Below are 26,614 nucleotides of genomic sequence, written 5' to 3' on the forward strand. Positions count from 1 at the left end.
AGAACAAAGGTGATAAAATGGCTGTTATCTCACTGGATGAACGCAAAATGGAGGCCGCTGTATTAGGCGGCGCCGTGCTTGGCGGCGGCGGTGGCGGACCGATTGAGGAAGGCATGCAGCTGGGCAGGCTTGCGCTGGAAATCGGCGAGCCGCGGCTGGTCACAGTAGATGAGCTGGATGATGAAGACTGGATCGTGACTGTCTCGGCCGTCGGAGCTCCCGCGGCTGAGGAACAGTACGTCAAACCGATTCACTACACCCGTGCCCTGGAGCTGCTGCTCGAGCGCTCCGAGCACAAAATCGCCGGATTGATTACCAATGAAAACGGAGCCAGCACGACTGTAAACGGCTGGTTTCAATCGGCTGCGACCGGCTTGCCCGTGGTGGATGCGCCTTGCAACGGCAGGGCTCATCCGACGGGAAGCATGGGTTCGATGAATCTGACAGAGCTGGAATCCTACGTGTCGATCCAGGCAGCCGTAGGGGGAAAGGGGAGCAGCTACATCGAGCTGTGCGCCCAAGGCTCCCTGGAGAAGATGGCTGCACTGGTGCGGCGCACCTCTGTGGAGGCGGGCGGCATGGTGGCCGTAGCGAGAAACCCGGTGCAAGTCGCCTACGTGAAGGAAAACGGATGTCCGGGGGCGATCCAGCAGGCGATCCAGATCGGGGAGCAGATGCTGGCCCACACCGGGATGAAGGCAGTCGAAGCCGTGACTTCGCTCTTGCGGGGTAGAATCGTGGAGACAGGCGTGGTCTCCCAGTACGAGTTGACCTCGACGGGCGGATTTGACGTCGGCAGGCTGAACATCGGCTCCCTCGAGCTGACGTTCTGGAATGAATACATGACCCTGGAGGCCAAGGGAGAAAGACTGGCGACGTTCCCTGATCTGATCATGGCCTTCGATGCGGAAAGCGGCTTGCCGCTCGAGTCGGCGCGGATCGCCAACGGACAGAAGGCGGCGGTGATTGCCGTTCCGCGCGAGAATTTGCTCTTGGGTTCGCCGATGAGAAACAAAAAGTTGTTTCTGCCGGTAGAAGAGGCCATCGGCAAGCCGATGATCAAGTATTTGTTTTAAAATAGAGAGGAGATGAATGCTGTGACGTTAAAGCAAACGATCACTGTTTACGAATCGATGGACAGCATGTACGCTTCCGGCAACAAAATCAAGGAATTGTTTGCCCCGTATGCTGATGTACAGGTGGATGTAGATACCGTTGCGGGAGAGAAGGGCAAGACAGACTTCGTCAAGATTTTGATTCCGGGTACGAATGGCAAGACCAAGGGAGGAGATGCGCCGACGCTGGGGATCATCGGGCAATTGGGCGGCATTGGCGCTCGTCCCAGCCGCATCGGTCTCGTCTCTGATGCAGACGGAGCGGTTGCGGCGGTGGCCAGCGCGCTGAAGCTGGCTGAGATGATAGTGAACGGCGACCGCTTACCGGGAGACGTGCTGGTGACGACGCACATCTGTCCGGATGCTCCGACGCAGCCGCATGAGCCGGTCGATTTCATGGATTCTCCTGTCGATGACCCGACGATCAACCGCTACCAGGTGTTTCCGGAGATGGATGCGATCCTCTCCCTCGATACATCGAAAGGGAACCGGATCATCAACGTAAAAGGCTTTGCGATTTCTCCCACCGTAAAAGAGGGCTATATTCTCCGCGTCAGCGAAGACCTCTTGCGGATTATGGAGATGACCACAGGTCAGCTGCCGGCGACATTCCCCGTGACGACGCAGGACATTACGCCATATGGAAACGGCGTCTTCCATTTTAACAGCATCATGCAGCCGACTGTCGCTACGTCAGCGCCGGTGGTCGGGGTAGCCATCACCACGCAATCGGCCGTTCCGGGATGCGGCACAGGGGCCAGTCATGAGGTAGACATCGCCGAGGTGGCCCGATTCGCAGTCGAGGTTGCCAAAGAATTTACCGCCGGAAAGTGTGTCTTCCACGATCAGCAGGAATACGAACTCCTCTGTGACCTGTACGGTTCGATGGCGGCGCTGCAAACACTGGGCAGTCCAGGGAAAAGGGGCTGACCGCGATGAGAAAGCTGGGAGTCGTAACCATCGGGCAGGCCCCGCGGGCTGACGTCGGCCCGATATTGGAAAAGTATATCGGAGACAAGGCCCAGATCATCCAAGTGGGAGTACTAGACGGGCTCAGCAAGGCGGAGATTGATGACGCCTTTTCCCCGGGCCAGGATGACTGCATCCTGACCAGCCGGCTGCTGTCCGGCGAGTCGGCTGTCATGTCAAGTGACAAGGTAGCTCCCGTTCTGCAGGCAAAAATTGATCAGCTGGAAGAGGCCGGCTGCAGACATATTCTCGTTCTTTGTACGGGTACATTTGAGGGACTGACGGCGAAACAGGCCTTGTTGATCGAGCCTGATCAGATCATCCAGTCGACCCTGTCGGCGATGCTGAAGCACAAAAAACTAGGCGTCATTGTCCCGCTGCTGGAGCAGCAGGAAGCCTTGTCCGGCCAATGGGGCGGCGGCCTTTCGGCAGTCTACTCCGCGGCGTCGCCGTACGCTGCCGGTCCGAGCGGAATTGAACAGGCGGCGGAAAAGCTGGCCGGCGAAGGGGTTGACGCCATCCTGCTGGATTGCATGGGGTATGTAGAAGAACACAAGGCGATCGCAGAAGCGAAGGCAAACCTGCCTGTCATTTTGTCGAACGCCCTTGTGGCCAAGATTGTTTCAGAGCTGTTTTAATTCATGGAGGTAATGAAGATGAATCCGCTGTTGATCGAAGCGAGCCGCAACATCCTGAAGACGAGTATCGGCCTGGCGCCGGGCGAGACGCTTCTGGTCGTATCCGACCGGCAAAAACAAGACATAGCGGAGGCGATCTGTCAGGCGGGCCTTGGTCTGGGAGCGGAAGCGATGCTTGTCGTCATGAAAGAGCGGCAAAAGGACGGAGAGGAGCCGCCCGGCGCGGTTGCGGCAGCGATGGAGCAGGCGGACGTGGTCATCTGCGTTACCGAATACTCGCTGACCCACACGAACGCCAGAAAAAATGCGGCGGCTAAAGGCGCCCGAATCGCGACGATGCCGGGAATCACCGCTGACATGTTTACGGAAGGGGCGATCACTGCAGACTACGGACAGGTGAAAGCCCGCACGGAAAAAGTCAGCCAATACCTCACGAACGGCCGTGAAGTGCGGATAGAAAAGGACGGCCGCACTCTGCGCTTTTCCATTGCCGATCGCGCGGGCATTGCCAGCACAGGGGTATACCTGAATCCGGGTGAATCGGGCAATTTGCCCTCGGGAGAGGCCTATCTTGCCCCCGTGGAAGGAACGGCTTTCGGCGAGATCGTTGTCGACGGTTCCATCGCCGGGATCGGGAAGGTGAGCGAACCGCTGATCGTCACGGTGGAGAAGGGGCGCATCGTCGGTGCCCAGGGAGCGGAAGCGGCTCAATTGTTGGAACTGCTCGGAGAAGGAGATGGGCTGGCATTGGGCGAATTTGGCATAGGTACGAATGACAAGGCCAGGGTTACAGGGAATGTGCTCGAGGACGAAAAGGTGTACGGCACCATCCACGTCGCTTTTGGGAGCAACCGCACCTTCGGCGGGTCCATCGATGCCGGCGTGCATATCGACCTCGTCGTCCACCAGCCTGACGTGTACATTGACGGGATAAGCATACTTCAAAAGGGAAGGTTGACCGTATAGCCATGATAGGGATTATTCGGGTCCTGACGACGTCCAATCCAGAGATCCTGGGTGAGCACGGAGTGATCATCGAAGAAAAATACGGGGTAGAGACCCGGAGTGCATGCATTCCGGATCAACCCCACGGCGTATACGATGAAGAAACGGAACGAATCGCCGTTCCCAAGATTGTCGCTTTGGGAAAAGAATTGGCCGCCTCCGGATGCCGTGTCTTGGTGGTGAGCTGTGCCGATGATCCGGGGGTAAAAGAGCTGCGCCGGCACGTATCCATTCCGGTGATCGGGGCGGGAAGCGCAACTGCATTCGTCGCCCGCGGATTCGGCGAACCTGTCGGGCTGCTCGACATTACCAGCACCCCGCCAAAGGTGATGCAGGAGGGATTGGGCGAGCAGCTGGCCTGGCACACCTGTCCTAAAGGGGTGACCAATACGACAGACTTGCTTGACCCTTCCGGCCAATTACAGGCGCTGCTGGCCGCCCAATCCCTGGTGGAGAAGGGAGCCCGGACGCTTGCCTTCGCTTGTACCGGCTACTCGACCGTCGGGATGGCGCAGCTGATTCGGAAGGAACTGGGGACGACTGTGATCGACCCGGTCGAGGCTGAGGGCTTGCTGGCCTTTTACGCCTTGAACAGATCTTGATTTGCATGTTTGTCAGCCGCTGTCAACGTGAGACGATAGCGGCTTTTTTCCATAAGGAAAGCTCCTGGGTTTTGGAGAAAGATGGCGAAAATAGCAAACTTGTACTATAATCAAGGCTGAATCTAGTGAAGCGAGGGAAAACGTGTAAAGATGGCACTGAAAACACTTGAAAACGCATTGGAAATCCTCAAATACTTCACAAGAGAGACACCGGCATGGGGTGTACGTGAACTCGCCAAAGAAGTGGAAGTAAGCCATTCCATTATTCATAGAATTTTAACCACGTATGTAAAATACGGCTTCCTGGTGCAAAACCAGGAGACCCGAAAGTACGAGCTCGGCATCAAGTTTTGGGAGTACGGCTTGCTGGTACAAGACCGGCTGCACATGTCCGATTTCGTCCACCCGGTCATGCAGACGTTGTGCGAAAAAACGGGAGAAACCGCTATCTTTACCTTGCTAGACGGCATCGAAGCGGTTGACGTGGAAATCGTGGAGAGTCCCCAGAAAGTCAAGTACCTGCTGACGCCTGGTACGAGAGCGCCTTTATATATAGGCGCTTCCAGCAAGGTGCTCATGGCCTTTCTCCCCGCTGAAAAGCAGCAGGCAGTGATTCAGAGCGGCCTTTTGTCCTACACGGGAAAAACCATCGTCGATCCGCAGACACTGCTGGCCGACCTGGCCGACATCAAGCACAAAGGCTGGTGCTTTTCGGAAGGAGAGTACTTCGAGGATACGTTTGGTCTCAGCGTTCCGCTGTTTGACAAAAAAGGCAAGGTTGTCGCTTCGCTGTCGATCGCAGGGCCGAGCTACCGGATGACGGAGGAGAAGATACCAGAGGCATTGGCCATGCTGAAAAGCAGCGCCAGAAGCATCCAGGAGTACCTGCATAAGTTTGACTTTAACGTTGGGCAGACGTAGTGCTTTTTCATATCCAGGGGGTAACGCCCTTTCGGTGGCAGAGAGCCCCCTTTAGAGTAGACATTGGAAAAACACCCTAGAGAAATCCGTGAACGATGACCCATAAGCTGGACACTTTGAAAAAAGTGATCCTCTTATGGGTCATCGTTCATCATGGCCGAAGAAGAGCTTTGATTCTTTACCGCACAACTAATACGGAGCATTTCGCATGATGCAGAACCTTTCCGCTGACACTGCCGAGCAGAACCGATGATACTACGCCATGCCCTTCCGCTCCGATCACGATCAGGTCATATTCACCTGTTTCCGCTTCCATGCAAATCACTTCAGGAGCGTTCCCCAACAGATTGTTATAATGCACGCGGCTTCTATCGGAAAACTGTTTCCACGCCTGAAAGGATGGCGTATCCTCCGGAGTTTCCAACACCGACGGATCAAACGGAATGGGAACGTACCCCATACTTGCAACCGCTGGAATGTACGGCCCAATGACATGCAGGAATGTAAATTGGGTATCAGGCATCTCGCTATAGACTTTCTTTGCCCATTCCACTGCTTTTTCGGATGCTTGAGAACCATCTACAGCCAACAGTACTTTTTGAAACATGCAGATTCCTCCCTACATTTGTTAGAACCCTAAGCTTCCATTGCTTTTTGACTTGGTAAACCGGTTTTTCATTAGTGGAAGCAGATAACGGTCAATTCCGATCGCACCGGCATTACGTCCGGAAAAGACGATAAACAAGGTGAACAAAATCATCCAGGGGTTGGTCGATACCGTCCCGGCAAACATGAATGCGAAGTTCATCATCATCCCAAAAAAACCAGCGGCTGTAGTCAAACATCCAAGAATTAGCCCAAGCCCGACCAGCACTTCCCCCCAAGAAACCAATAGGTTGAACAGCTCAGCATTAGGCAATGCAAAATGTTGCAGGAAGGCGTGGTAGATCGGGTAAACAAGCTCATCAGAACTTTTCACCGGGTTTTCCACTGCCTTTTGTAAAAAATTGTCGGCGTGAAAACCTCCTTCTTGGGTAATCTTGTGCCAACCGGCTTGAAGCCAATTCCACCCGATATAGAGCCGGGCCAGTAATAGCAGAACCGAAGCGTAGACATTTTCTCTTAACCATGTAACCGCCAAGGCAATCACCGCCATCTAAAGTTGTAGAAATCGAATGGTATTTCATCTGGTTCTGTCTGTATTGTATAAGAGGCGGAAACGAGTGTATGTAAGGGAGCTCCCTGAACTGTGTAAAAGATTCCCCTGTTTTTCCATATCGGGAACTCCTTATAAAGCCTGTGGATACGAAGAACGGCGAGACCTTTGAGCATTACCCCACATTTTCCATCTAGACAAAAATAATTGATATCGATTATCATGAAAACAGATCTGATAATGATTATCATTCGGGGTGTTACTATATGCTGTTAAGCGATTGCAGTATCGGGAAAAAAGCGAAAATCACGGCAATGTCGCTGGCCGATTCTTTCTCCAGGCGGATGATGGATCTCGGGCTGATGCCGGGAACAGAAGTGCAAGTGGTGCGGAAAGCGCCGCTGGGCGATCCGATTGTCGTACAAGTCCGCGGCTATCAGGTAAGTTTCCGCATGTCGGAAGCTAGCTGCATCGAGATAGAAGCGATGAACTAGAACGTAAAACAACATGTTAGAGCCCATGAGGAAGAAGTTGGTTGGATGAAACAGACAATCGCCCTGGTAGGAAATCCAAATGCGGGCAAGACTTCGCTCTTTAATGTCTTGACGGGGACCAGGCAGTACGTCGGGAACTGGCCCGGCGTCACCGTTGAGAAGAAAGAGGGATGGATTAAAGGGCTGGCCGGCAGCATGCTGATTGATTTGCCCGGAGTTTACAGTCTGTCGGCGCAATCCCTTGAGGAGAAGCTGGCGGTATCCTATTTGCTGCAAGAGACCCCGGATTCGATTTTAAATATTGTCGATGCCTCCAACCTGGAGCGAAATCTCTACTTTTCGGTGCAATTGCTTGAGATGGGGCTGCCGAGCATGGTGGCTCTCAACATGATGGATGTGGCAGGCTCCCGGGGGTTGAACATTGATGAACGGCTGCTGGAGCAAAAGCTGGGTGTGCCTGTCATTCCGATGATCGCCCGCAAAGGAACCGGGCAGCAGCTGCTCCTGCAGCGTCTCGCCGCGGAAGGTCCGGTGCGCAGCGCCTTGCACATTCCCTATCCCGAGCGGGTAGAGTCGGCGATAGCGGAATTGTCAGCGATACTCAGCAGGAGCAATCTAAGGCTGGCTCCGGATGTGCGCTGGCTGGCGACGATGTGGCTGGAGCGCAATGAGACGGTCGGGAAGCTGATCCGTTCGCAAGCGGAACCAGGATCGCTGCAGCAGATGGAGGACATTCGCGAAGCAGCGGGCGCCGCAGTTGACCATGAGATACGCAATGCCCGCTACGCCTGGATTGAGGCGCTGCTCAAAGAGGTCACCGAGCAGAAGAAGACCGTCGGGCAAACCTGGAGCGATCGGATTGACAGCCTGATTCTGCATCGCTATTTGGGCATTCCTATATTCCTGGCGTTTATGTATTTGATCTTCCAGATTACGTTCAGTTGGGTAGGAACAGCGCTCTCCGACCAACTGGATGCCTTTTTCAGCGGACCGGTCGCCGAAGGGCTGCAATCCATGCTCATCGGGCTCGACAGCCCGGAGTGGTTCAGCAAGCTGGCAACGGACGGCATCCTGGCAGGTGTCGGGTCGGTCCTGGTGTTTGTTCCGCAGATCGGGATTCTCTTTCTCTGCTTGTCCTTTCTGGAGGACTCTGGGTATATGGCCCGGGCGGCGATCTTGATGGATCGCTTCATGCGGGCGATCGGCCTTAATGGCAAAGCATTCATTCCGCTGATCCTGGGATTCGGCTGCAATGTGCCGGCGATTATGGCTACCCGGACGTTGGAGGATCAAAAAGGCCGATTAGTGACGGCGCTGATATCGCCGTTTATGTCCTGCTCGGCACGGTTGTCAGTCTACTCGCTGTTCGTGTCCGCCTTCTTTGTGAGCTATCGGGCGGAGATCGTGTTTCTGCTGTACCTGACCGGGATTCTGATGGCTGTGTTGACGGCACTTGTCCTAAAGCGGTTTGTAAAAGCGGACGAAGGGATGTTCCTGATGGAGCTTCCTCCCTACCGGGCTCCAATGATCAAGAATCTGCTCCTGCATACCTGGGATAAGGCGAAGGGGTTTGTACGAAAAGCAGGTACGATCATATTCGGCATGTCCGTCCTGCTGTGGTTCCTCGGAAGCTTTTCCTGGACCGGTCTTGCGCCGATGGACGAAAGCTTGCTGGCTTGGATCGGCGGTATTGTGGCGCCGTTGTTTGCCCCCTTGGGGTTCGCGACTTGGCAGGCCGGCGTTTCGCTGATCACCGGTTTTCTGGCCAAAGAGGTCGTGGTGTCGACCATGGGCATCGTTTACGGTGCCGGGGATTCCGCCAGTTCGCTCGGAACCCTGCTGCAAGGTTCTTTCACACCGGCGGCGGCCTTGTCATTTTTATTCTTTGTCTTGCTCTACACGCCTTGTGTCTCTACCGTGGTGGTCATGAAGCGGGAAACAGGGTCCTGGAAATGGACGCTGCTCTCTATATTGTACAGTTTCCTCGTGGCCTGGGTCTTTGCGTTCCTCGTCTATCAAATTGCCCGGTTCATCCTGTAAAATCATCTGGAAGCGGAGGGGAAGGAATTGATCTACGTCGTCATCGTCGCCGTCCTTGGGTTTGCCTTGTGGCAGTTGGTCTCTTTTGTGAAGCGGACAAAAGCGGGAAGCTGTGCCAGTGGCTGCAGCGGCTGCGGGTCAGACGGAAACTGCTCGATCCAAAAAGCAAAATTGCCTCCGTTAAAAGAAGAGTGAGTCATGCAAAGGGGAGCCGCGATTGCTCCCCTTTTTCACGTCTCCACCCGGGGTTTCGTCGGATAGCAGTTAGGGGCCTTTACGTCTGTAACCTCCGAGAGCTTCATCAGGTAATAGCACTCCTCCCGGGACATGTGGTCAGCCATAAGCGGCGACAAGGTGCCAAGTAGTTCGTCGGTCAGCCGCAGCTCCTCCAGTTCGCATAAGAATACCTGAAACATATGGATTTCCAGTTCTGCCTGGTGGTTGAACCGGCCCAGGGCAGGAAAGTCCGTCAGGTGTGTTCGCAGGTATCCGGCCAGTTCAATCGCTTTCAGGTAATAGTTTTCGAACTGCTTGGTAAAGTGCTCGCTCTTCTTTTGGTACTTTTTCTCGACCATATCCAAGGTGGACGTAATCGTGGCAGCATGGCCGGCGGCGTCGGACAGCCACAACAGGTGGTAGTGAATGGGATGATAGGAAGGCGGAGGATTCCCTTTGAGTAGCTCCCGCAGAATTTTTCGGTATTCATCCAGTTCATTTACCATGTGATTCAAGAAGGTAGGAGGCAAACTGATGGTTATGCTCCCTTCCAGATGCCTTCTCAATAAATGAAGCTTGAATTCCCTCAGTTCCTTCGTCAGTTCATAGGCCTTCCGGTTCACCATGTCGATTTCCCGCGGTGAGAGGTCCTCACGCGCCTCTTTCAAAAGCTGGTCAAATGAGCAGATAAAGGTATCAGCCTGATCAATTTCCGCTCGTTCTGTGGGGGCCAGTGCTTGAAAAATAAAGCGGGCGTGATCGCCGAGTATTTGCAGCCAGAAGCGGTGCTCGAACAAGATGGCATCGATCACCCTGTCAGGATTGTGCAAAATCGTCCTCCTCCTTTTTTCCTCCAAGATATGTACGTTTGCCCAAAAAGTGCTTGGAAAAATCCCGCTTGATTCTTTGACGATTTGTGTTTAATATTTAGTTAAATAACTAAATGTCTAAATCCGAAATGTGAGGAGAGGAATTTGAACGAGACATTTAAAGCTTTGTCTGACCCGACAAGAAGGAAAATCCTCGATTTGTTAAAAGAACGTGATTTGACTGCCGGGGAGATTTCGGACCACTTCGATATGACGAAGCCGAGCATTTCCCAGCATCTCAAGATTTTAAAGAATGCCCAATTGGTTCAGGATGAAAAGAAGGGCCAATTTGTCGTTTACTCACTCAATACGACAGTCTTTCAAGATTTGATCAGTTGGGCTTTCCACTTTACCCAGAAGACGGACAACAGGGGAGATGAGGTAGAAAAATGATGAAGAAACACGTGTTCCCGCTATTATTGATTGCTATTACCATCTTGATCTGGGTGATCGCGTTGCCCAACCTTCCGGCGAAGCTGCCTATACACTGGAATTTTAGCGGGGAAGTCGACCGATATTCGGGCAAGGCAGAGGCTATGCTCTTAATGGTTGGAATCATGGTTCTGATCTACGGATTGTTTGTCGCTGTTCCCCGGATCGATCCCAAAAGGGACAACTACAAGTACTTTTCCAAGAGCTATGGAATCATTATCAATTCTGTGCTGACATTGTTGGCGGTTGTGAATATCCTTATCGTCCTTGCCGGTTTAGGGTATGACATTCCAATCGTATCTTTTGTAAATTACATCTTGGGTGCCATTTTTATTGTCCTAGGCAACTTCATGCAGCAGGTCAGAATGAATTACTTTATTGGAATCCGAACTCCCTGGACGCTCTCCAGCGAGACGGTCTGGAAGAAAACGCACCGCGTTGCCGGCAAAGTGTTCTTTGTTTCCGGAGTGCTGCTCATCCTGGCTGCCTTTTTGCCGGCCGGCTGGAAGCCTGCCGTCACTTTGACGATTGTGATCATCTGTGGAGGATTGCCGCTGGCATACTCCTACTGGCTGTACAAAAAAGAGATCAGCAAACTGTAACGAAAAGAACACCGCCCCTTAAGCGAGCGGTGTTCTTTTATATGTTTGCATTGAGGTGGCGGGCTGCGTCTGTGCGGTACGCGCTGATCGCAGGCACGATGCCAGCCACGATTCCTAAGAGGCCGACGCCTCCGACCAGAGTCAAAAGTTTCCAGCTGTATGTGATACTAACCGTGATGGAAACCTGTGAACCGATGTACTGGGCCAATATCCAGGACAGGATGTATCCGAGAAAAACCCCGCCGGCACACCCGAGGAATACGACAAGCAGGGATTCCAGGAAAATAATCGTAAAAACAGAGCTTCTGTTTGCCCCGATCGCTCGCAGGATGGAAACGGTGCGCCGCCTCTCAACGGTCGTTCCGTACAGGGCGAGAATGATCGTCAACCCTGCCATCCCGAGTACCACCCAGCTGATATATTGCAGAATCTCTTCTCCGCTGCCCATCATGTCAAATATTTTGGCAATCACCTGTCCGGGAAAGACTGCTTGCGCCTCTTTTCCCTGATTGATTTCCTGGTACAGCTTCATCAGGTCCATGTAGCTGGCCGGTTTAATCAATGCAGCTGTAACACCTAAAGGCTCGTCATGGTCGTGTTCATCGCTGCCGGCGGCACTCTGAGCAGTGTCGTGATCGCCCCCTTGGTCATGCTCGTGGTGTTCATGGCTGATCCAGTAGCTGTCCATGCTCACGTAAATGCCTTGATCCGCTGGGGCAAAGACGCTGCGCAGGATTCCGACCACCGTGTACGGATGATCGCCGTGTTCCTCCGCTGATTCGATTGCCTGGGTTACGCCATGACCCGAGATAAAGCGGTCGCCGATTTTCAACCCGGACTCCTTGGCAGCTTTTGCCCCGATGACAGCTTCAAACGGTTTATTGAATATCCTGCCTGCCTCCAGTTGAAAGTACGGCGGATCAATCGGTCTTCCCTTTAGCTCAAAGAATTGCGGGCTGGTGCCGACAATCCGGTACCCTCGGTAATTGTCACCCAGGGCAAATGGGATCGCCTGGGTGACGCGCGGGTCTGCCTCAAGACCATGGTAATACTCCAGTGATATGTTTGCCAGCGGGTTATCCATCAGGAAAATCGTGTTGAACACCAATTGGTTCGCGCTGCCTTTGGACCCGACGATCATGCCGAAGGGCTCGCTGGCTTTGATAATCCCTTGCTTCACCCCGCCGGACAGCAGCATGATGCTGAGCGTCAAGGAGACTCCGATGGAGACGACGCCGATCGTGATCAGGGTTTGAATGCGCCGGTTGACGAGGTTGCGCCAGGCCATTTGCAAGAGTGACAAGTTTAATCGCCTCCTCCGGTTTCCGCCGTGGACAGATCGCGGATATGAATCATTCGATCCAATCTGCCTGCCAGTTCCAGATCGTGGCTGCAGAGCAGCAGTGCAGCGTTATTCGAACGGCAAGTCTCCATCAGCAAAGCAAAGACCTGGGCGGCATTGTCTCGGTCTAGACTTGCCGTCGGCTCATCGGCCAGAACGAGGGCAGGGCGGTTGGCCAGCGCCCGGGCAATCGACACCCGCTGCTGTTCCCCGGTGCTGAGCTGACCGGGTTTGTGATACAGCCTGTGCGCCAGCCCCACTTGCGAAAGGAGCTCAACGGCTCGCTGTCTCTGTTCTTTTGGGGGGATGGTTTTGCCAAACCGCATCGCTGTCAGGACATTCTCCACGACCGTATATCCCGGCAGGAGATGAAAGCTCTGGAAGACATAGCCGATGTGCCGGGCGCGAAAACGATCCAGCTTGGCCTCGGGCAGTCTTTCGAGCTGCTGGTCGAGCAGGTGAATCTGCCCGCTAGTCGGACGGAGAATTCCCGCGATGATGTTCAGCAGTGTGCTCTTGCCCGAACCGCTTGGGCCAACCAGGGCGACTCTCTCCTGCGCATTCATGTGAAAGCGGGCGATGTTCAAAACGTGGATCTGTTCTTTGCCGGGGAGCTGGTACGACTTCGTCAGGTTTGCAATCTCCAGCATTATTTGAGCACCTCTACGTGATCGGCGTTAATCCGGATCAAGCTGACAAAGCCTGTCTCTTCATCCGTCTGGGAACCGACACTAAGTGTCCCGGTCACCTTCACCTGGTGTTCCGTTGGAGTAATCTCCTTGCCATCCGGCATAAACACAACGACAATATCTGTCGGCCAGTCCGCATCCGTCGAACAAAAAGGACAGATGGTCAAGGCCACTTTCGTCAAAACAAAAAAACGGACTTGTGCGGTCAACGGAGGAGCCATGTACCCGATCATCTCCACCTTTTGGCCTGACAGTCGATTCACTTTATCCGAGATTTTTACTCCCCTTACCGTTACGTCAGAGTAGAGATCCTGAAAGGTCAGGCGGGTGACTGTACGGTTTTCCTTGGGAGCAGATGATTCTGTTGGGTTGGCCGCTGCTTCCCCGGTGGTTTGGTCCGGCTGTTTTGGCTGCTGCTTTGGTGCGGGCTGAGCTATGGTCTTCCCGACGCCCGGGCCGACTGTTGCCGGGGTGTTTGTCTGCGCCTTTGCCTGCTCGGGGTCTAGTTCGGCTGCTGCCGGGGCGATTGGCTGACCCGGCGTCTTCCCGGGCTCTGCTTCGACTTTTTCCGGAGTTTTTTGCTGTTCCTCGCTTTTTCCGGGGGATCCGGGGGCCGGTTCGACTGCTGCCGAGTCGCCTTGCAGTCCCTTAGCCTTCTCGCTGTCCGGAGGCTGGGTCTGACTTGGCTTGGCGGTTTCCTCGTCATCTGTTGATGGGACGGACACGGAAGCCGGCTCGGATATGGAATGAATAGTCAAATCACCCCCGCCCCCATTGGCGCGGGGAGCGGGGTGATTACAACCGGAGACGAGCAGCGCAAGGGGGAGGAGACAGGCAAACAGAGCGGTTATGCGCTTTTTTTCCGACAGCATGCGTGTGCCTCCGTCATTGCTCATTTTTGTTTGGGTTCCGGCAATTTTAGTCCAAGCGCATGGACCATGCCGAAGAATACGTCTGTGTTGTCCATCGTGCCTTTAAAGTAGCCGGAGCCCGGGCCGTACGCCATCAACGGCACATCGTCTGCCGTGTGCACCCCTTGGCTTTCAAGCGTCGGACTAATCGTTCCGGGCCGGAGGAAACGGTCGCGGTCTGGATCATCCGGATTCGCCAATTTTGCGGGGTTGGCTACGTACACGCCATCCTTGTTTTTAACGGTCGGTGAGGTTGGCACCGGGTCGAACTTGTAGTCCTCGTAGTAGTCAGGATGCGATCCGAAGACGACAGCCAGCTTGCGGTCGACATCGGGATTGTCCGGGAAGCCGTCGCCGTTGCTGTCGACATAGGTAGGGAACTTGGAAGCTTCATAGGTGCGTACAGCTTCCCTGCCTGATTTTCCGTCACCCTCCCAGTACGTGCCGGCAATGCTGACCGAGTGGGAATGGTCTGCTGTCACGATGACCAGGGTATCTCCGTTTTTCTCGGCAAAGCGCTTGGCAACGCCGACTGCTTTATCCATTTCGATGGTATCGTACGCCGCGCGCTCCCAATCCAGCGGATGGAGCTGCTTGTCGATGCTGGCCCCTTCTACCATCAAGAAGAAGCCGTTTTTGTTCTGGCTCAAAACGTCGATGGCTTTTTGCGTCATATCCCATAAATTGGGTTGATCCGTAAATGACTTCAGCTCTGCCTGGTTTTTCGTCGACCGGTCATAGTAGACGCTCATGTCGCCGGTGTGGAATAGCCCCAGCAGCTTGTCAGATTTTTTGGCTGCCTGCAATTGTGTCGCGTTCTCCACAACGGTGTACCCTTTTTGCTCGAACATATGAAACAGGTCTTTATCGTCTTTCCGCTTGGAACCAGGGGTCGATTGCGGCAGGAAGTAAGCCGATCCGCCGCCCATTACCACTTCGGGCTGCATGTTGTACAACATCTCGGCGATTTCCGCTTTATCCGAACGGCGGCGAGTGTGGGCAGCCACTGCGGCAGGAGTCGCATCCTCGATTTCGGAAGTGGTGACGATGCCGACAGACATGCCTTTGGAGCGTTTCAGCATTTCAGCCAAAGTCTCTACCTTAGGGTCGTCAAGGGAGCTTTCCGTATTGTCGGGATAGACGCCCAAGGCGTTGACAGCCGACTTGTGGCCCGTATTGTAGGCGCTGGCGCTATTGGCAGAGTCGGTAACCAAGGAGTCCATACCGGAAGTGGTCACCACTGCCCGCTGGTCGAATTGGTCCATCTCCAACAATCCGTTGTATTTTCCCTCCGTGATTCCTTTGGACATGATCCTTGCGATGGTAATGTCCGGCAATGCCATGCCGTCGCCGACGAAGAGGATGACGTTTTTCGCCTTTTTGCCGCTGTTGTCAGCTAAAACGACCTCGTACTTGACCGATTTGGAAAGGCCGTCTGCCTTCACGGTCACCTCATATGTACCCGCTTTGCTGATCGTCACGTCGCGGATGGTGAACTCCTGACTCTTTTCCGTTTGTGTTTTTTCAAAGGGTTTTCCAAAGAATTTTTCGGCATCCTGGCCGTTTACCTGGATGCTGACGGAACTTGGCAGTGCGGCAAGATCATTTAATTCCACGCGGAAGTCAAACATGCTGCCGGCCAGCATTTTTGCCCGATCGATCGGGGCGATGTAAACAGATGGTTTTCCGGTTTGCTCTGCAGCGTAAACCGCAGCAGGGTTGCCTGCGAAAAGCCCTGCGTTGTCAGCCAGCAGACAGCAGGCAAAGGCGAGACAGGTCACAGCTTTGAGTGCTTTTTTTCTCAATTTTAAATGGCACCTCCACAAGTAAAATGGCACTTTGATTATAGGAATTGATTGTTAATTCTCTTCGGGGAAGAGATTAAGAAATGGTGTTGGTTTTGTTGAGAAATTGTGGAAGCTGGACCGGCTGGAGGGAGCTTATCCATATTATGAACATCGGAGCGAATAACTTTTTGACGGATTTGGTTTGAGAAATTGGCGGTGATGTATTACACTTTTTCTATCGTTGAAGATACGTATCTTGTTTCAGGAGGCAGATGTTTTGGCTTTTTCTTTGAAAAGACGTCGGTTAAGCTCGGTTCAAATCATTGTGCTTTTTTATATCATTACCGTACTGATCGCTACAGTGCTGTTGTGGATGCCCGTATTTCACCGACCGGGCGTTACGATATCTTTCATTGATGCACTGTTTACTGCATCGAGTGCCGTCAGCGTCACAGGCCTTACCGTGGTTACGATTCACGAGGTATTCAATCACGCAGGGATTTTGCTGATCTCCTTGCTCCTGCAGATCGGCGGGATCGGCATCATGACGTTGGGGACGTTTTTCTGGCTGGTGTTCCGGCAAAAAATCGGGCTGGAGCAGCGGAAGTGGATCGCGACAGACCACAACCGGCCGACTCTGGCAGGACTGGTTGACTTGATGCGCAACATTCTGCTTTTGGCCATTTTTATCGAGTTGGCTGGAACGATTTTGCTGGGGAGTTACTTTTTGTGGGCTGGCTACCACGACAATTGGTACTCGGCCTATTACCATGGCTTTTTTGCTTCCGTCAGCGCCTTTACCAACGCCGGGTTTGACATCTACGGTACCTCTCTGACGGGATTTTCCCAGGATTACGTGTTTCAAATCATCAATATGCTGTTGATTGTGTGCGGGGCGATCGGCTTTCCCGTACTGATCGAGGTAAGAAGCTACCTGGCTCATCGCCGCATGAGGCAGCGGTTCCACTTTTCGCTATATACAAAAATTACGACGATTACCTATTTTTCCCTTGTTTTGGCGGGAACCGTGTTCTTTTACCTCTTTGAACACGGAGCGTTTTTGCAGGGGAAATCATGGCACGAAGCGCTTTTCTACTCTTTGTTCCAATCCGTTTCGTCACGAAGCGCCGGTTTGACGACGATGGATATCGGTTCGCTCTCCAACCCAACGCTGGTCATGCTGTCGGCGCTGATGTTTATCGGGGCCTCTCCCAGCAGCGTAGGAGGCGGGATTCGCACCACCACGTTTTTTGTCCTGCTGGCCAGCGTGCTGAATTACATGCGCGGCCACCAAAGCGTCAAAGTATTCGGCAGAGAACTTGTGGAAGATGACATCAAGCGCTCCTTCATGGTCTTTTTCGTCGCCATCACCCTGGTCTTCGCCGCGATTATCATGCTGCTCTGGATTGAAGAATTGCCTGTCCAGCACATCGTGTACGAGGTGTGTTCGGCCTTCGGGACAACGGGTTCATCGATGGGCATCACCTCTGCGCTCAGCACGCCCGGGAAATTGATCCTGATCATAACGATGCTGATCGGGCGCATTGGCATCATCAACCTGCTGCTCTTGCTGAAGCGAGACGAGCGGGCGATCCGCTATCACTATCCGAAAGAGCGGATTATCATCGGGCAGTAGCTTCTGTAACGGCAAGTTAAAGGCCATCCCACAGGAATGGCCTATTTTTTATGGGCATGAGCATTCGCCATGCCTCGCTTAAAGATTTCCCCAACTGTCGCTGGCAAGGTAATGTCGATGCCGGCGTCTTTTGCCGTATGAACGACGTGCACGACGCTCGCCAAGCTCATGGCAAGTCTGTCTACGTCGCCGGGGTGCTTGCCCGCGTCGAGACGCTGCGTGTGTCATAAATCGTCTAACGCAGACGCGGCCCCGGAACAAGAAGAAACGCTCTTGGGCCGTTGAAAGCACAAAAAAAATTTACATTCCCGTGTCTTATAGTTTTACGCTAATCGGAACAAATGTTTTGCGAACAAGTTACACTCTCCTTTTGTAAACAGCGCCACATTCAAGAGGCTCCTGAACTATCGATTCCCGTTAGTTTAACTGTTAAAGCTAATTTCTTTATTTAAGACTATTTCCTTTGGGGGTGTCTCCATTGGACTGGCATATGGAATTAATGCAAAAGTAATCTCACTGATATGATCGGGGAGACGCGGAATGACTAAAAAGCGTAACTGCGTCTGTCCACCGCCCCCATGGGAACCGTTTCTGCGAACAGTGTACTCTTCGCTCCCCTTCACTTCCAAGAGCAATTGCGGACGAATATGACCAATATTGTCGTTAATTTGACACTGGCTAATCTCAAGAAATACGATGCTTCCGTTCTTATGTTGCATGGAATGGGTTAAATGGTATTCAAAACCGTCTACAACGGACTTTTTCATGATAGGCAAGACATTAAGCAATTCCCCCGGTTCATTGGGTATTGTAGGGGTGATCCCCTCATTAAGAATGTGCATTAACCAACTGATATGAGGAATGTCCATATCGAATTCAGCTGCCCAGCTTATCATGATTTCTTTTTGGGGAAAGTACCTTTTACCTTTAGCAAGGTTTTTCCGATCCATCAGCAGCTTTATGATTTTTTCATCAATAGCCTTAAACTCATCATTGTATTCGTTTGGAATCGGTCGAAACTCACTCCAGCCCATTTGTAACAACTCCCTCCCAACTGGTATTTATTAATTATAACGAAATAGGATCGGTGTTCCAATTCGTGGAATTCACCAAGTATTCATCATAACTGCTCATTTAGTTGAATAGCGTAAAGCCAGTCTATTACCAGGTTGACCTATCTGAAACTTTTGTATCTCTGGACCACTTGCGAAGGGGATTTTTCCTCAAAAAACCAATACTGTTATAGTTATATTTTAATCCTGTATTAATCGTTGAATTACCTACTATTTATGGAATATTTGACTATATGTTAATACTGTATTATTATTTAACAGAAGTCTGTTTCGATCAGAAATTTAATTTGTTAAAACACATCGAGACACCCATTTAAGCAGGATGAGGAGGTAAACAGTATGTCTGACCATTCTACGATTCTTCCATTACGAAGCGGCAGCGGAAATCACTATGATCAAGCCTATGATGAAAGCCTTACTCTTTGGCCGGTCGGATACGAGACGTTCTACGTGTCTACTCGTTTCGGCAAAACGCATATTATCGCAAGCGGCCCCAACGATGCTCCGCCGCTCGTGTTGCTTCATGGAGCGTTATTTAGTTCTACCATGTGGTATCCCAATATCGCTTCATGGAGCAGCAACTATCGAACATATGCGATCGATATCATAGGTGACAAGAACAAAAGTATACCTGCAGATCTAAGCGGCACGAGAACGGGGTACGCCGATTGGCTTCTCGATGTATTTGACAATCTGGGGATCGAAAAGGCACATATGATTGGACTTTCGCTTGGCGGGCTTCATGTCATGAATTTTGTTATACGTGCGTCCCAGAGAGTGGAAAGGGCGGTTATACTTAGTCCCGCGGAAACGTTCGTATCATTTCATCAGGATTTCTACAGATACGCACTTGGCCTTGTTGAGCCGAACGGAGTTGAAAATTTTCTAAAGTGGATGATGGCAGACCGTCATGTGCTGCCAGCAAAGTTTGCGGATCAGTTTCATACAGGAGTTGTGTGGCGGGATGAAACAAGAAGCCAACAGCCTAAAGCCGACGGATTTCCATATGTCTTCACCGACGCCGAATTACAATCCGTAAAAGTTCCCATTCTTTTATTACTTGGGGAACATGAAGTCATGTACGACCCGCAAGCAGCCTTGCATCGCGCTTCTGCATTTGTACCTGGTATTGAAGCGGAAATTGTTAAAAATGCCGGCCACGTTTTATCGATGGAACAGCCGGAATACGTGAATGGACGTGTATTGAGTTTTTTGGGTAAATGAAAGGACGGCTTGGTAAAAGGTGGTACCCGACTCATCGGGTGCCGCCTTTTATGTACTGGCACAGTTGATCCCAAGCAATTTTTTTGAAAAAATGATAACTTATATGCATGATTATGATGCAAACATGGAATTAGAAGTTATCATTTTGGTGGAGTATGATAGAAGGCGAGGTAAGGATAGTGGAACTGCATCAAATTCAATATTTCCAAACAGTTGCCCGCACCCAGCATTTTACCCAGGCGGCAGAGCTCCTCTCCATTTCGCAGCCGGCGCTCAGCCGGTCGATCAACAAGCTGGAAAAAGAATTAGGGGCGCCCCTGTTCGAACGGCGGGGGCGGAACGTTGTGCTCAACCACTACGGTGAGCTGTTTCTGCAGCGGGTAGAACGCGCAATTGAGGAGCTTGAAGTCGGGAAGCGTGAGATCCAGGATTTGATCAACCCGGACCACGGCACGGTCGCTTTGGCCTTTTTGCATTCGTTGGGCAGCCAGTTTGTTCCGGAACTGCTCAGTTCGTTTCGGATGAAGCACGCCAACGTCAACTTCCAGCTGTATCAAGCGGCGACAAAGATGATTCTGGAACAGCTGAGGTCAGGGAGAATCGACCTTGCCCTCACTTCGTTTCAGGAAGGATTGGAAGGGATCTGCTGGGAACCGCTGCTCACGGAGGAGCTTTTCCTGATCGTATCCATCCATCACCCGTTGGCACAGCGGGATCAGGTCGAGCTTTCGGCGGTTGCCGAAGAACCGTTTATCGCCTTTAAGGGCGGCTACGGGATGCGCACGATCACGGACCAATTGTGTCAACTGGCCGGGTTTGCGCCCAAAGTGACGTTTGAGGGCGAGGAGATTGCCACTGTTGCCGGGCTGGTGGCTGCCAGGCTGGGGGTCGCCTTGGTTCCCGATGTAAAGGTGCTGGACAAGACAAAGGTCAAGCTGCTGCGCGTTTCCAACCCGCCCTGCAGCCGTACGATCGGGGTAGCCTGGGAAGAGACGAAATACATGTCTCCGGTCTCGAAGGTCTTTCTGGATTATGTCAAAAATTCCTGCCGTTCTGCCCGAAAGTAAATTTCATATGGAAAAGAGAGCTTGACATCATGGATTATCTAAAACGAGGAACAGCCGGCTTTCGCAGGGCCAATTTCGCCTTGTTTGCCGGCGGATGTAATACGTTTGCCGTGCTGTACTGCACGCAGCCGCTGCTTCCGGAGATCGCCAAAGAGTTTCACATCCCGCCTGCCGCAGCCAGTCTGTCGCTGTCGCTGGCGACCATCGCGCTGGCGGTCAGCATGCTGTTCATCGGCTCGCTTTCCGAAGCCTGGGGGCGGAAGGGGATTATGACCGTCTCCTTGGTTGCCGTGTCAGCGCTCTGCCTCTGGAGCTCGTACAGCGCGAACTTTTACAGTCTGTTGGCCTTTCGCATTGCGCAGGGAGTTGTTTTGGCCGGACTGCCTGCGATTGCGATGGCATACCTGGGGGAGGAAATCGAACCGAAGAGCCTGGGGGTCGCCATGGGGCTGTACATCAGCGGAAATTCCATCGGCGGGATGGGCGGACGGGTGATTACCGGGATGCTGACCGATTTCTTCGATTGGCGCACAGCGATCTTCGGGCTTGGCGTACTGGGTATCGCCGCCAGCCTGCTGTTTTGGCTTGCGCTGCCGCCCTCGCGCAATTTCAAGCCGCGCCCGCTGCAGGTCGGCAAAATGGTAAGGTCATTGGCCAGCCAAATGAAAGAGCCCAGGCTCCTGTGTCTGTACGGACTGGGTTTCATGCTGATGGCCGGCTTCGTCACGCTGTACAATTACATCGGGTTTCAACTGACAGCTCCTCCCTACTCGCTCAGTCAGACCGTCGTGGGCTGGATTTTTGTGGTCTATATCGTGGGAACGTTCAGTTCGACCTGGATGGGGCTAATGGCGGATAAATACGGTCGTTCAAAAGTGCTGAGAAGTGCGCTGTTGATCATGCTGATCGGCGTTTGTTTCACCCTGAGCGGCAGCCTGCCGGTCAAAATTCTCGGCATCGCCGTGTTTACCTTTGGCTTTTTTGGCGGTCATTCCATCGCCAGCAGCTGGGTCGGGAAGCTTGCCGTCCGAGATAAAGCCCAGGCCGCGTCGCTTTACCTGTTCTTTTACTACACGGGCTCCAGTATCGGCGGCACGGTCGGCGGCATTTTCTGGACTGATTTCGGATGGAGCGGCGTGGTCGGTATGATTGTATGCTTCCTGGTTCTGGCTTTTCTTTTGCTGGCGCGGTTGTCTGCAAGCGTTGGAAAACAGCAGGGGCGCCCGGTACTGGAGGCAAGACAATAAAGTTTAACGACAGGCGAATCTTTGCGAACAGCAGAGATTCGCCTGTTTTTGCATAAAAAATCCAAAACACAAGCATAGTAAAACTAAATGGCCAAACCTGGGTGGTGAAAATCTGATACTTAAACGGTTTTTACGCAGGCTGTTGGCGAATAGAAAGGGCTCGATTGAACGAAGCGCAGAGGAGACAAATGCTAAACCGTCGCTCGCCCATACGCTGCGTGAGCTGGAAGATTGCATGGACCTGGTTCATCGGACTTTTCCGGAAATACATACTCATGTACTCTATTTTGGCCATTTGGTAAATTTGCAGCAGCTAAACGGGGATGTCATCTCTCCGCTACTGCATGTGCGAATGGAGGAGCTCCCCCTGTTATTTCGGCAGTCCCAGTTTGTGCCGGCTGCCGATGCCAAAGAGTTGATAACGGGCATCCTCGACGGAAAAGCCGCCATCTTCCATCATGACCTGGCCTATCTCGCAGATGTCTATGGGCCCGAAGCCCGTTCCATCCAATCGTCTGAAACAGAAAGCGTCATCATTGGGCCGCATGAAGCTTTTACGGAACAGGCAAGTTCCACTTTGTCGATGATACGCAAGCGGGTCAAGAGTTCTCATTTGAAAGTGATTCAACTGTCGGTCGGTGAAGTCACGAAAACCAATGTTTACATTTTGTACATCAAAGACATCGTCAACATGAGCTACGTTCGGGAATTGATAGACCGGATCAAAAAGATTGAAGTCGACGCGGTTTACGATACCAACATGCTGATCCAATATATTGACGATCACCCCAATTCGATCTTCCCGCAGTATCTCACCACAGAGCGTCCCGACAGTGCGGTATCCAAACTGGTCGGCGGAAGAATGATCGGGTTTACGGAAGGAAGTCCCTCCGTATTTTCTGCTCCATCCTCCCTGTTTGAATTCTTCTCTTCGTCAGATGACTATTACCAGAGGTGGGCGCTGGGTACAGCAACACGTCTGCTGCGTTTTATCGCTTTTGTCATAACGATCTTGTTTACAGCTCTGTACGTATCCATCACAACGTTCCACTACGAAATGATACCGGAGAACCTGCTGATTACCCTGGCGGAATCCCGGAGCAAAGTTCCGTTTCCCCCTGTCTATGAAGCGCTGCTGATGGAGGCTACGATCGAATTGCTGCGGGAAGCGGGTGCCCGATTGCCGAACAAAATCGGCCAGACGATCGGGATTGTAGGAGGGATTGTGATCGGTCAAGCGGCAGTCCAAGCGGGACTTACCAGCAATATTTTGATTATCGCGGTAGCTTCATCTGCCATCGCTTCGTTCGTCGTCCCCAGCTATGTGATGAGTGCCTCCGTTCGTTTGATCCGCTTTGGCCTCATCTTGTTGGCCGGTTTTTGGGGGAATTTCGGGATTACGGCCGGGGTCGCCTGGATCGTGGTCCATTTGAGCGGACTTACCTGTCTGGGGGCATCCTATCTGAATCCTGTTGCCCCGGCCAGGTTTATAGACTGGCTGGACGTGTTTATCAGAGCTCCTTTTGGATTGCTGAAGGAAAGACCTACCCAGGCAGAGCCAGCCAATATGCGAAAAACTAAAATGAGGAAGTAGGCGTATGAACAGGAAGCATGGATGGCTCGTGGTATTGGCTTGTTCGCTGGCGCTGACCGGTTGCGGCGATCAGCGGATTTTGGAGCGGTTGGGCTTCATGCATACCATCAGCTACGATGCCGTACCCCATAAGAAACTGCGGATTACGGTGAGCATTCCCGAAACGGAGCCGCAATCAAAATCCTCGAGAGAGCTGTTAACGACGGTCGCGAACAGCAGCAAGGAAGCACATATACAACTGGCCAGAAAGACGAATCTGGAAATGGTGAGCGGTCAGCTGCGAGGCGCGTTATTCGGCAGCTCATTGGCGGAAAAAGGGCTTTGGGATGTCATCGACACGCTGCTGAGAGATCCTTCTATCTCTCCTAACGTGAAAATCAGTGTGGTCACTGGCAGCAGTGCCGACGGTCTGCTGAGGACAAAACTAAGCCAGCACCTGAGAACCGACCGCTTCATTGATCGTTTGCTGGAAAAGGAGATCAAGACGCATTTGGTGCCGCGAACTACTTTGTACGACTTTTCCAGGGACTTTTTCGATGACGGGATCGACCCGGTGGCTCCGCTGTTAAAGCGGCAAAAAAACAGCATTACTCTTGATGGCATCGGGCTTTTTCGGGATGACAAGTACGTTCGCGATTCATTCAAGCGGGGAGAAATGAGTCTCGATCTGAGCAAACAAAACGGCGGCCATCGGGAATTGGTGATGCTGAGCTCGCTGAAGAGCCAAAGAAAAGTAAAGGTGGAGGTGGCAGAGGACGGGAAGAAGCATGTAAAAGTGGACGTCAAGATGAAGTGTTCCATTCTCGAGTACATCGGTCCGTTAAAGCTGGGAAATGACGCCGATAAGCGCAAACTGGAAGCGAAGATGTCCCAATACCTGTCGAAAAAAGGAGAAGAGATGATTCGCTTCATGCAGCAGAACCGAGTCGACGGGCTCGGGATCGGAAAGTACGTCCGCAACAGTATGGATTACGACGCCTGGAGGAAGTTGGATTGGCATGAGGAATTTCGCCGTATGAACGTATCATGCAATGTCGCTGTCAAAATCAAGGATACCGGCAAACTGAATTGAACTTGCATAGGAGTGCTGCGTCATGACGGAAAAACTAAGCCAGTTCCATGCTGCCGTGTTGATATTTATGATTCAATCGGGAGTAGTGGTCTTATCCCTTCCCAACCTTGAAGCCCGGTACTTTGGTACAAATGGATGGTTGTTTTTGATCGTCTGTTTTTTGGCCGTTTCGGTAAATATTTGCCTGATATCGATTGTATTTCGCCTCGCTAAAGGGAGGTCTGTATTTGCCATCCTGGAGCAATCAGTCCCGAAGTTTATCCTCTATCCTCTTTACTTTGTAGTAAGCATGCTCTGGGGGATTCTCGGAAGCATCATCGCAAAAGAATACGTGCTCATTTTTCAGATGGTGGCCTTTCCTACGATAGATCCGATGCTTTTTTTACTGGCGCTGCTGTTCCTCGCCTTTTTGCTGGTCACAAAAGGGATCAATAGCATATCCAAATCGGCGACTGTATTTTTCTGGCTGTATATCTGGATGCTGCTTTTGCTGTTTTACTTTTTTTCGGATTTTGAATGGGGGAGGTTGACGCCCTTTGTCTTTAAGGGAGGACACGATCAATGGAGGGGCGGTCTTGATATTTTCTCTGCATTTCTGGGATATGAGCTTTGTCTACTGCTGTTTCCGTTTGCCGATAAAAATACAAAACTGATGAAGGCGACTTTTGTCGGCAGCATCCTGTTAATCGTGACCTACCTGGCTGTCAGCGTCGTTTCATTTGGTTTTTTTAGTCTGGGACAGTTGAAAATATTGACCTTTCCCGTCATCGAACTGCTGGCGTATATCAAATTCCCCTTTGTGGAACGGGTTGAGAACTTGCTTTACGGATTCTTTCTGTTCAGCTCCTTGATTACGTCGACCATGTACATTTGGGCGGCAAAAGAGACCTCGCAGCGAATCTGGAAAAGGGCCGACACCAGCCTGCTCACTTTTTTCATCATCCTGATCACATACGGGTTCACCTTTATTCCCAGGGTGCTGAACGAAGTCTGGGAATGGCTGGAGTATGTAACCAGGATTCAAACAGGACTCGTCTTTGGGCTGCCGTTGATCCTGATCTTCCTTTTGCAGTTTCAACGGGGGAGGGAGGGGATCGAATAGGAGAAGGCGCTCCCCAGGGGGTGTCCCATGAGCGGTTTTCACCGCTGGGGACAGCCCCTTCATTGCATATGTTACGCGCCGTAGTCCTCCAGCATCATGATCTTTGCCTCTTCGATATGGGCCGCCAGAAGATCGATGGCCTTCTCGCGGTCCTTTCTTTGAATCGCCTTCAAGATCTCTTTATGCTGCTCGTTGGAGTGATAGGGACGGTCAAAATTTTTGGTGGTCAGGACAGAAAACCATTGGAGCTGGTATTCCAGGCTTTCCATGATCTTGATGACGTAATCGTTGTTGGAGTATCTGATGATGGTAGAATGGATGTTCCTGTCGATGGAGAAATACCCCTTGTAGTTGTTCTGCTGCAGATACAGGGTTGCCTGGTTGGCGTCTTCAAGAAGCTGGCTGACGATCTCTTCCGGGATTCGCTCCAGCCCCAAGCTGAGGGAGAGACATTCTAGGGCTTTGCGGACGTCGTAGATATCCGTAATGTTTTTGGCATGCGGTTGGTAGACGAAGGTCCCGGAACGGGGCTTAACCTCGATCAGTCCATCCTGCTGCAGGCGGTTTATCGCGTCCCGCAGAGGTGTTTTGCTGATGCCCAATTCTTCGCAGAGCAAGTCATAGTTGATTCGCTCGCCGGGTTTCAATTCTTTATTCAAGATTTTGTCTCTGATGAGCAGGTAGACTCGATCAGTCAGGTTCGATTTGTCAATCATCCAGTTCACCTCTAGTGCTTCGGCCGAGCAGTTTTTATTCGTGGTAATATTACCTGAATTACACAGTAAAGTAAACGATAAACATGTGAGTGTTT

Annotated in this window: 27 protein-coding genes and 1 pseudogene; 18 read left to right on the forward strand and 10 right to left on the reverse strand. The window is 52.1% G+C overall.

Annotation, left to right across the window (positions count from 1 at the left end):
• Window positions 1-17 precede the first annotated feature (17 nt).
• The 6 genes from ACI7RC_RS06100 (at window position 18) to ACI7RC_RS06125 (ending at window position 5,250) form a co-directional block, all read left to right on the forward strand.
• Entirely contained in the window at window positions 18-1,076 is a 1,059-nt protein-coding gene (locus tag ACI7RC_RS06100; protein WP_408107346.1) for an S-methyl thiohydantoin desulfurase family protein, read from the forward strand.
• A gap of 21 nt (window positions 1,077-1,097) precedes the next feature.
• Window positions 1,098-2,045 (forward strand): DUF1177 domain-containing protein, encoded by a 948-nt coding sequence (locus tag ACI7RC_RS06105; RefSeq protein WP_408107347.1) that lies wholly within the window; start codon window positions 1,098-1,100, stop codon window positions 2,043-2,045.
• Between the two features lie 5 nt (window positions 2,046-2,050).
• Window positions 2,051-2,722, forward strand: a complete 672-nt coding sequence (locus ACI7RC_RS06110; protein ID WP_408107348.1) for an AroM family protein — start codon at window positions 2,051-2,053, stop codon at window positions 2,720-2,722.
• 18 nt (window positions 2,723-2,740) lie between these two features.
• Complete coding sequence (locus ACI7RC_RS06115; protein ID WP_408107349.1) at window positions 2,741-3,688, forward strand: aminopeptidase; 948 nt, start codon at window positions 2,741-2,743, stop codon at window positions 3,686-3,688.
• A gap of 2 nt (window positions 3,689-3,690) precedes the next feature.
• A complete protein-coding gene (locus tag ACI7RC_RS06120) occupies window positions 3,691-4,329 on the forward strand; it encodes an aspartate/glutamate racemase family protein (protein ID WP_408107350.1) in 639 nt (212 codons plus the stop codon).
• Window positions 4,330-4,479: 150 nt separating this feature from the next.
• Complete coding sequence (locus tag ACI7RC_RS06125) at window positions 4,480-5,250, forward strand: IclR family transcriptional regulator (RefSeq protein WP_408107351.1); 771 nt, start codon at window positions 4,480-4,482, stop codon at window positions 5,248-5,250.
• Between the two features lie 178 nt (window positions 5,251-5,428).
• On the opposite strand, the gene ACI7RC_RS06130 is transcribed toward ACI7RC_RS06125, so the two are convergent.
• Both ACI7RC_RS06130 and ACI7RC_RS06135 read right to left on the reverse strand, forming a co-directional pair.
• Window positions 5,429-5,857: a universal stress protein gene (locus ACI7RC_RS06130; protein WP_408107352.1), complete on the reverse strand. Its 429-nt coding sequence runs from the start codon at window positions 5,855-5,857 to the stop codon at window positions 5,429-5,431.
• Between the two features lie 21 nt (window positions 5,858-5,878).
• Entirely contained in the window at window positions 5,879-6,400 is a 522-nt protein-coding gene (locus tag ACI7RC_RS06135) for a DoxX family protein (RefSeq protein ID WP_408107353.1), read from the reverse strand.
• A gap of 272 nt (window positions 6,401-6,672) precedes the next feature.
• Between ACI7RC_RS06135 and ACI7RC_RS06140 the strand changes: the two genes are divergently transcribed.
• Genes ACI7RC_RS06140 through ACI7RC_RS06150 form a run of 3 tightly spaced genes read left to right on the forward strand, consistent with a single transcriptional unit; the run spans window position 6,673 to window position 9,135 of the window.
• Window positions 6,673-6,900: a FeoA family protein gene (locus ACI7RC_RS06140; RefSeq protein WP_408107354.1), complete on the forward strand. Its 228-nt coding sequence runs from the start codon at window positions 6,673-6,675 to the stop codon at window positions 6,898-6,900.
• A gap of 45 nt (window positions 6,901-6,945) precedes the next feature.
• Window positions 6,946-8,940 (forward strand): ferrous iron transport protein B, encoded by a 1,995-nt coding sequence (gene feoB, locus ACI7RC_RS06145; protein ID WP_408107355.1) that lies wholly within the window; start codon window positions 6,946-6,948, stop codon window positions 8,938-8,940.
• A gap of 27 nt (window positions 8,941-8,967) precedes the next feature.
• Window positions 8,968-9,135 carry a FeoB-associated Cys-rich membrane protein gene (locus ACI7RC_RS06150; RefSeq protein WP_408107356.1) on the forward strand — a complete coding sequence of 56 codons (168 nt, stop codon included), beginning with the start codon at window positions 8,968-8,970 and terminating at the stop codon, window positions 9,133-9,135.
• Between the two features lie 35 nt (window positions 9,136-9,170).
• On the opposite strand, the gene ACI7RC_RS06155 is transcribed toward ACI7RC_RS06150, so the two are convergent.
• The gene (locus ACI7RC_RS06155) at window positions 9,171-9,986 is read right to left on the reverse strand and encodes a DUF2935 domain-containing protein (RefSeq protein WP_408107357.1); all 816 of its coding nucleotides are present in this window, start codon (window positions 9,984-9,986) and stop codon (window positions 9,171-9,173) included.
• Between the two features lie 144 nt (window positions 9,987-10,130).
• On the opposite strand from ACI7RC_RS06155, the gene ACI7RC_RS06160 reads away from it, so the two are divergent.
• Both ACI7RC_RS06160 and ACI7RC_RS06165 read left to right on the forward strand, forming a co-directional pair.
• On the forward strand, window positions 10,131-10,418 hold the full coding sequence (locus ACI7RC_RS06160; protein ID WP_408107358.1) for an autorepressor SdpR family transcription factor: 288 nt from the start codon (window positions 10,131-10,133) through the stop codon (window positions 10,416-10,418).
• The gene (locus tag ACI7RC_RS06165; protein WP_408107457.1) at window positions 10,418-11,059 is read left to right on the forward strand and encodes an SdpI family protein; all 642 of its coding nucleotides are present in this window, start codon (window positions 10,418-10,420) and stop codon (window positions 11,057-11,059) included. The genes ACI7RC_RS06160 and ACI7RC_RS06165 overlap by 1 nt, the downstream gene beginning before the upstream one ends.
• A 37-nt stretch (window positions 11,060-11,096) precedes the next feature.
• Here the strand turns inward: ACI7RC_RS06165 and ACI7RC_RS06170 are convergent, their stop codons facing one another.
• Genes ACI7RC_RS06170 through ACI7RC_RS06185 form a run of 4 tightly spaced genes read right to left on the reverse strand, consistent with a single transcriptional unit; the run spans window position 11,097 to window position 15,806 of the window.
• Entirely contained in the window at window positions 11,097-12,362 is a 1,266-nt protein-coding gene (locus ACI7RC_RS06170; RefSeq protein WP_408107359.1) for an ABC transporter permease, read from the reverse strand.
• A 2-nt stretch (window positions 12,363-12,364) separates the two neighbouring features.
• Window positions 12,365-13,051 (reverse strand): ABC transporter ATP-binding protein, encoded by a 687-nt coding sequence (locus ACI7RC_RS06175; RefSeq protein ID WP_408107360.1) that lies wholly within the window; start codon window positions 13,049-13,051, stop codon window positions 12,365-12,367.
• Entirely contained in the window at window positions 13,051-13,962 is a 912-nt protein-coding gene (locus tag ACI7RC_RS06180; RefSeq protein WP_408107361.1) for a hypothetical protein, read from the reverse strand. Before ACI7RC_RS06180 ends, ACI7RC_RS06175 begins: the two co-directional genes overlap by 1 nt.
• A 20-nt stretch (window positions 13,963-13,982) precedes the next feature.
• Window positions 13,983-15,806, reverse strand: a complete 1,824-nt coding sequence (locus ACI7RC_RS06185; RefSeq protein WP_408107362.1) for an alkaline phosphatase — start codon at window positions 15,804-15,806, stop codon at window positions 13,983-13,985.
• Between the two features lie 259 nt (window positions 15,807-16,065).
• Here ACI7RC_RS06185 and ACI7RC_RS06190 point away from each other — a divergent pair, with 259 nt between their 5' ends.
• Entirely contained in the window at window positions 16,066-17,424 is a 1,359-nt protein-coding gene (locus tag ACI7RC_RS06190; RefSeq protein ID WP_408107363.1) for a TrkH family potassium uptake protein, read from the forward strand.
• Between the two features lie 41 nt (window positions 17,425-17,465).
• Here the strand turns inward: ACI7RC_RS06190 and ACI7RC_RS06195 are convergent.
• Window positions 17,466-17,648 (reverse strand): annotated as a pseudogene (locus ACI7RC_RS06195) (imine reductase family protein); the annotation flags it as partial.
• A 198-nt stretch (window positions 17,649-17,846) separates the two neighbouring features.
• Window positions 17,847-18,458 (reverse strand): hypothetical protein, encoded by a 612-nt coding sequence (locus ACI7RC_RS06200; RefSeq protein WP_408107364.1) that lies wholly within the window; start codon window positions 18,456-18,458, stop codon window positions 17,847-17,849.
• Window positions 18,459-18,836: 378 nt separating this feature from the next.
• On the opposite strand from ACI7RC_RS06200, the gene ACI7RC_RS06205 reads away from it, so the two are divergent.
• The 6 genes from ACI7RC_RS06205 to ACI7RC_RS06230 all read left to right on the forward strand — a co-directional run bounded on the left by ACI7RC_RS06205 (window position 18,837) and on the right by ACI7RC_RS06230 (window position 25,803).
• The gene (locus tag ACI7RC_RS06205) at window positions 18,837-19,721 is read left to right on the forward strand and encodes a carboxylesterase (protein WP_408107365.1); all 885 of its coding nucleotides are present in this window, start codon (window positions 18,837-18,839) and stop codon (window positions 19,719-19,721) included.
• Between the two features lie 179 nt (window positions 19,722-19,900).
• The gene (locus tag ACI7RC_RS06210; protein ID WP_408107366.1) at window positions 19,901-20,788 is read left to right on the forward strand and encodes a LysR family transcriptional regulator; all 888 of its coding nucleotides are present in this window, start codon (window positions 19,901-19,903) and stop codon (window positions 20,786-20,788) included.
• A 29-nt stretch (window positions 20,789-20,817) separates the two neighbouring features.
• Complete coding sequence (locus ACI7RC_RS06215) at window positions 20,818-22,035, forward strand: MFS transporter (RefSeq protein ID WP_408107367.1); 1,218 nt, start codon at window positions 20,818-20,820, stop codon at window positions 22,033-22,035.
• A 142-nt stretch (window positions 22,036-22,177) separates the two neighbouring features.
• Window positions 22,178-23,629: a spore germination protein gene (locus tag ACI7RC_RS06220; RefSeq protein WP_408107368.1), complete on the forward strand. Its 1,452-nt coding sequence runs from the start codon at window positions 22,178-22,180 to the stop codon at window positions 23,627-23,629.
• A gap of 4 nt (window positions 23,630-23,633) precedes the next feature.
• Complete coding sequence (locus tag ACI7RC_RS06225; RefSeq protein WP_408107369.1) at window positions 23,634-24,701, forward strand: Ger(x)C family spore germination protein; 1,068 nt, start codon at window positions 23,634-23,636, stop codon at window positions 24,699-24,701.
• Between the two features lie 22 nt (window positions 24,702-24,723).
• On the forward strand, window positions 24,724-25,803 hold the full coding sequence (locus ACI7RC_RS06230; RefSeq protein WP_408107370.1) for a GerAB/ArcD/ProY family transporter: 1,080 nt from the start codon (window positions 24,724-24,726) through the stop codon (window positions 25,801-25,803).
• 71 nt (window positions 25,804-25,874) lie between these two features.
• Here ACI7RC_RS06230 and ACI7RC_RS06235 read toward each other — a convergent pair whose 3' ends face one another.
• Window positions 25,875-26,519, reverse strand: coding sequence for a GntR family transcriptional regulator (locus tag ACI7RC_RS06235; protein WP_408107371.1), 645 nt, complete (start codon window positions 26,517-26,519; stop codon window positions 25,875-25,877).
• Between the last annotated feature and the right edge of the window lie 95 nt (window positions 26,520-26,614).

This window comes from Brevibacillus sp. B_LB10_24 (genome assembly GCF_046036945.1).
Taxonomy (GTDB): Bacteria; Bacillota; Bacilli; order Brevibacillales; family Brevibacillaceae; genus Brevibacillus_C.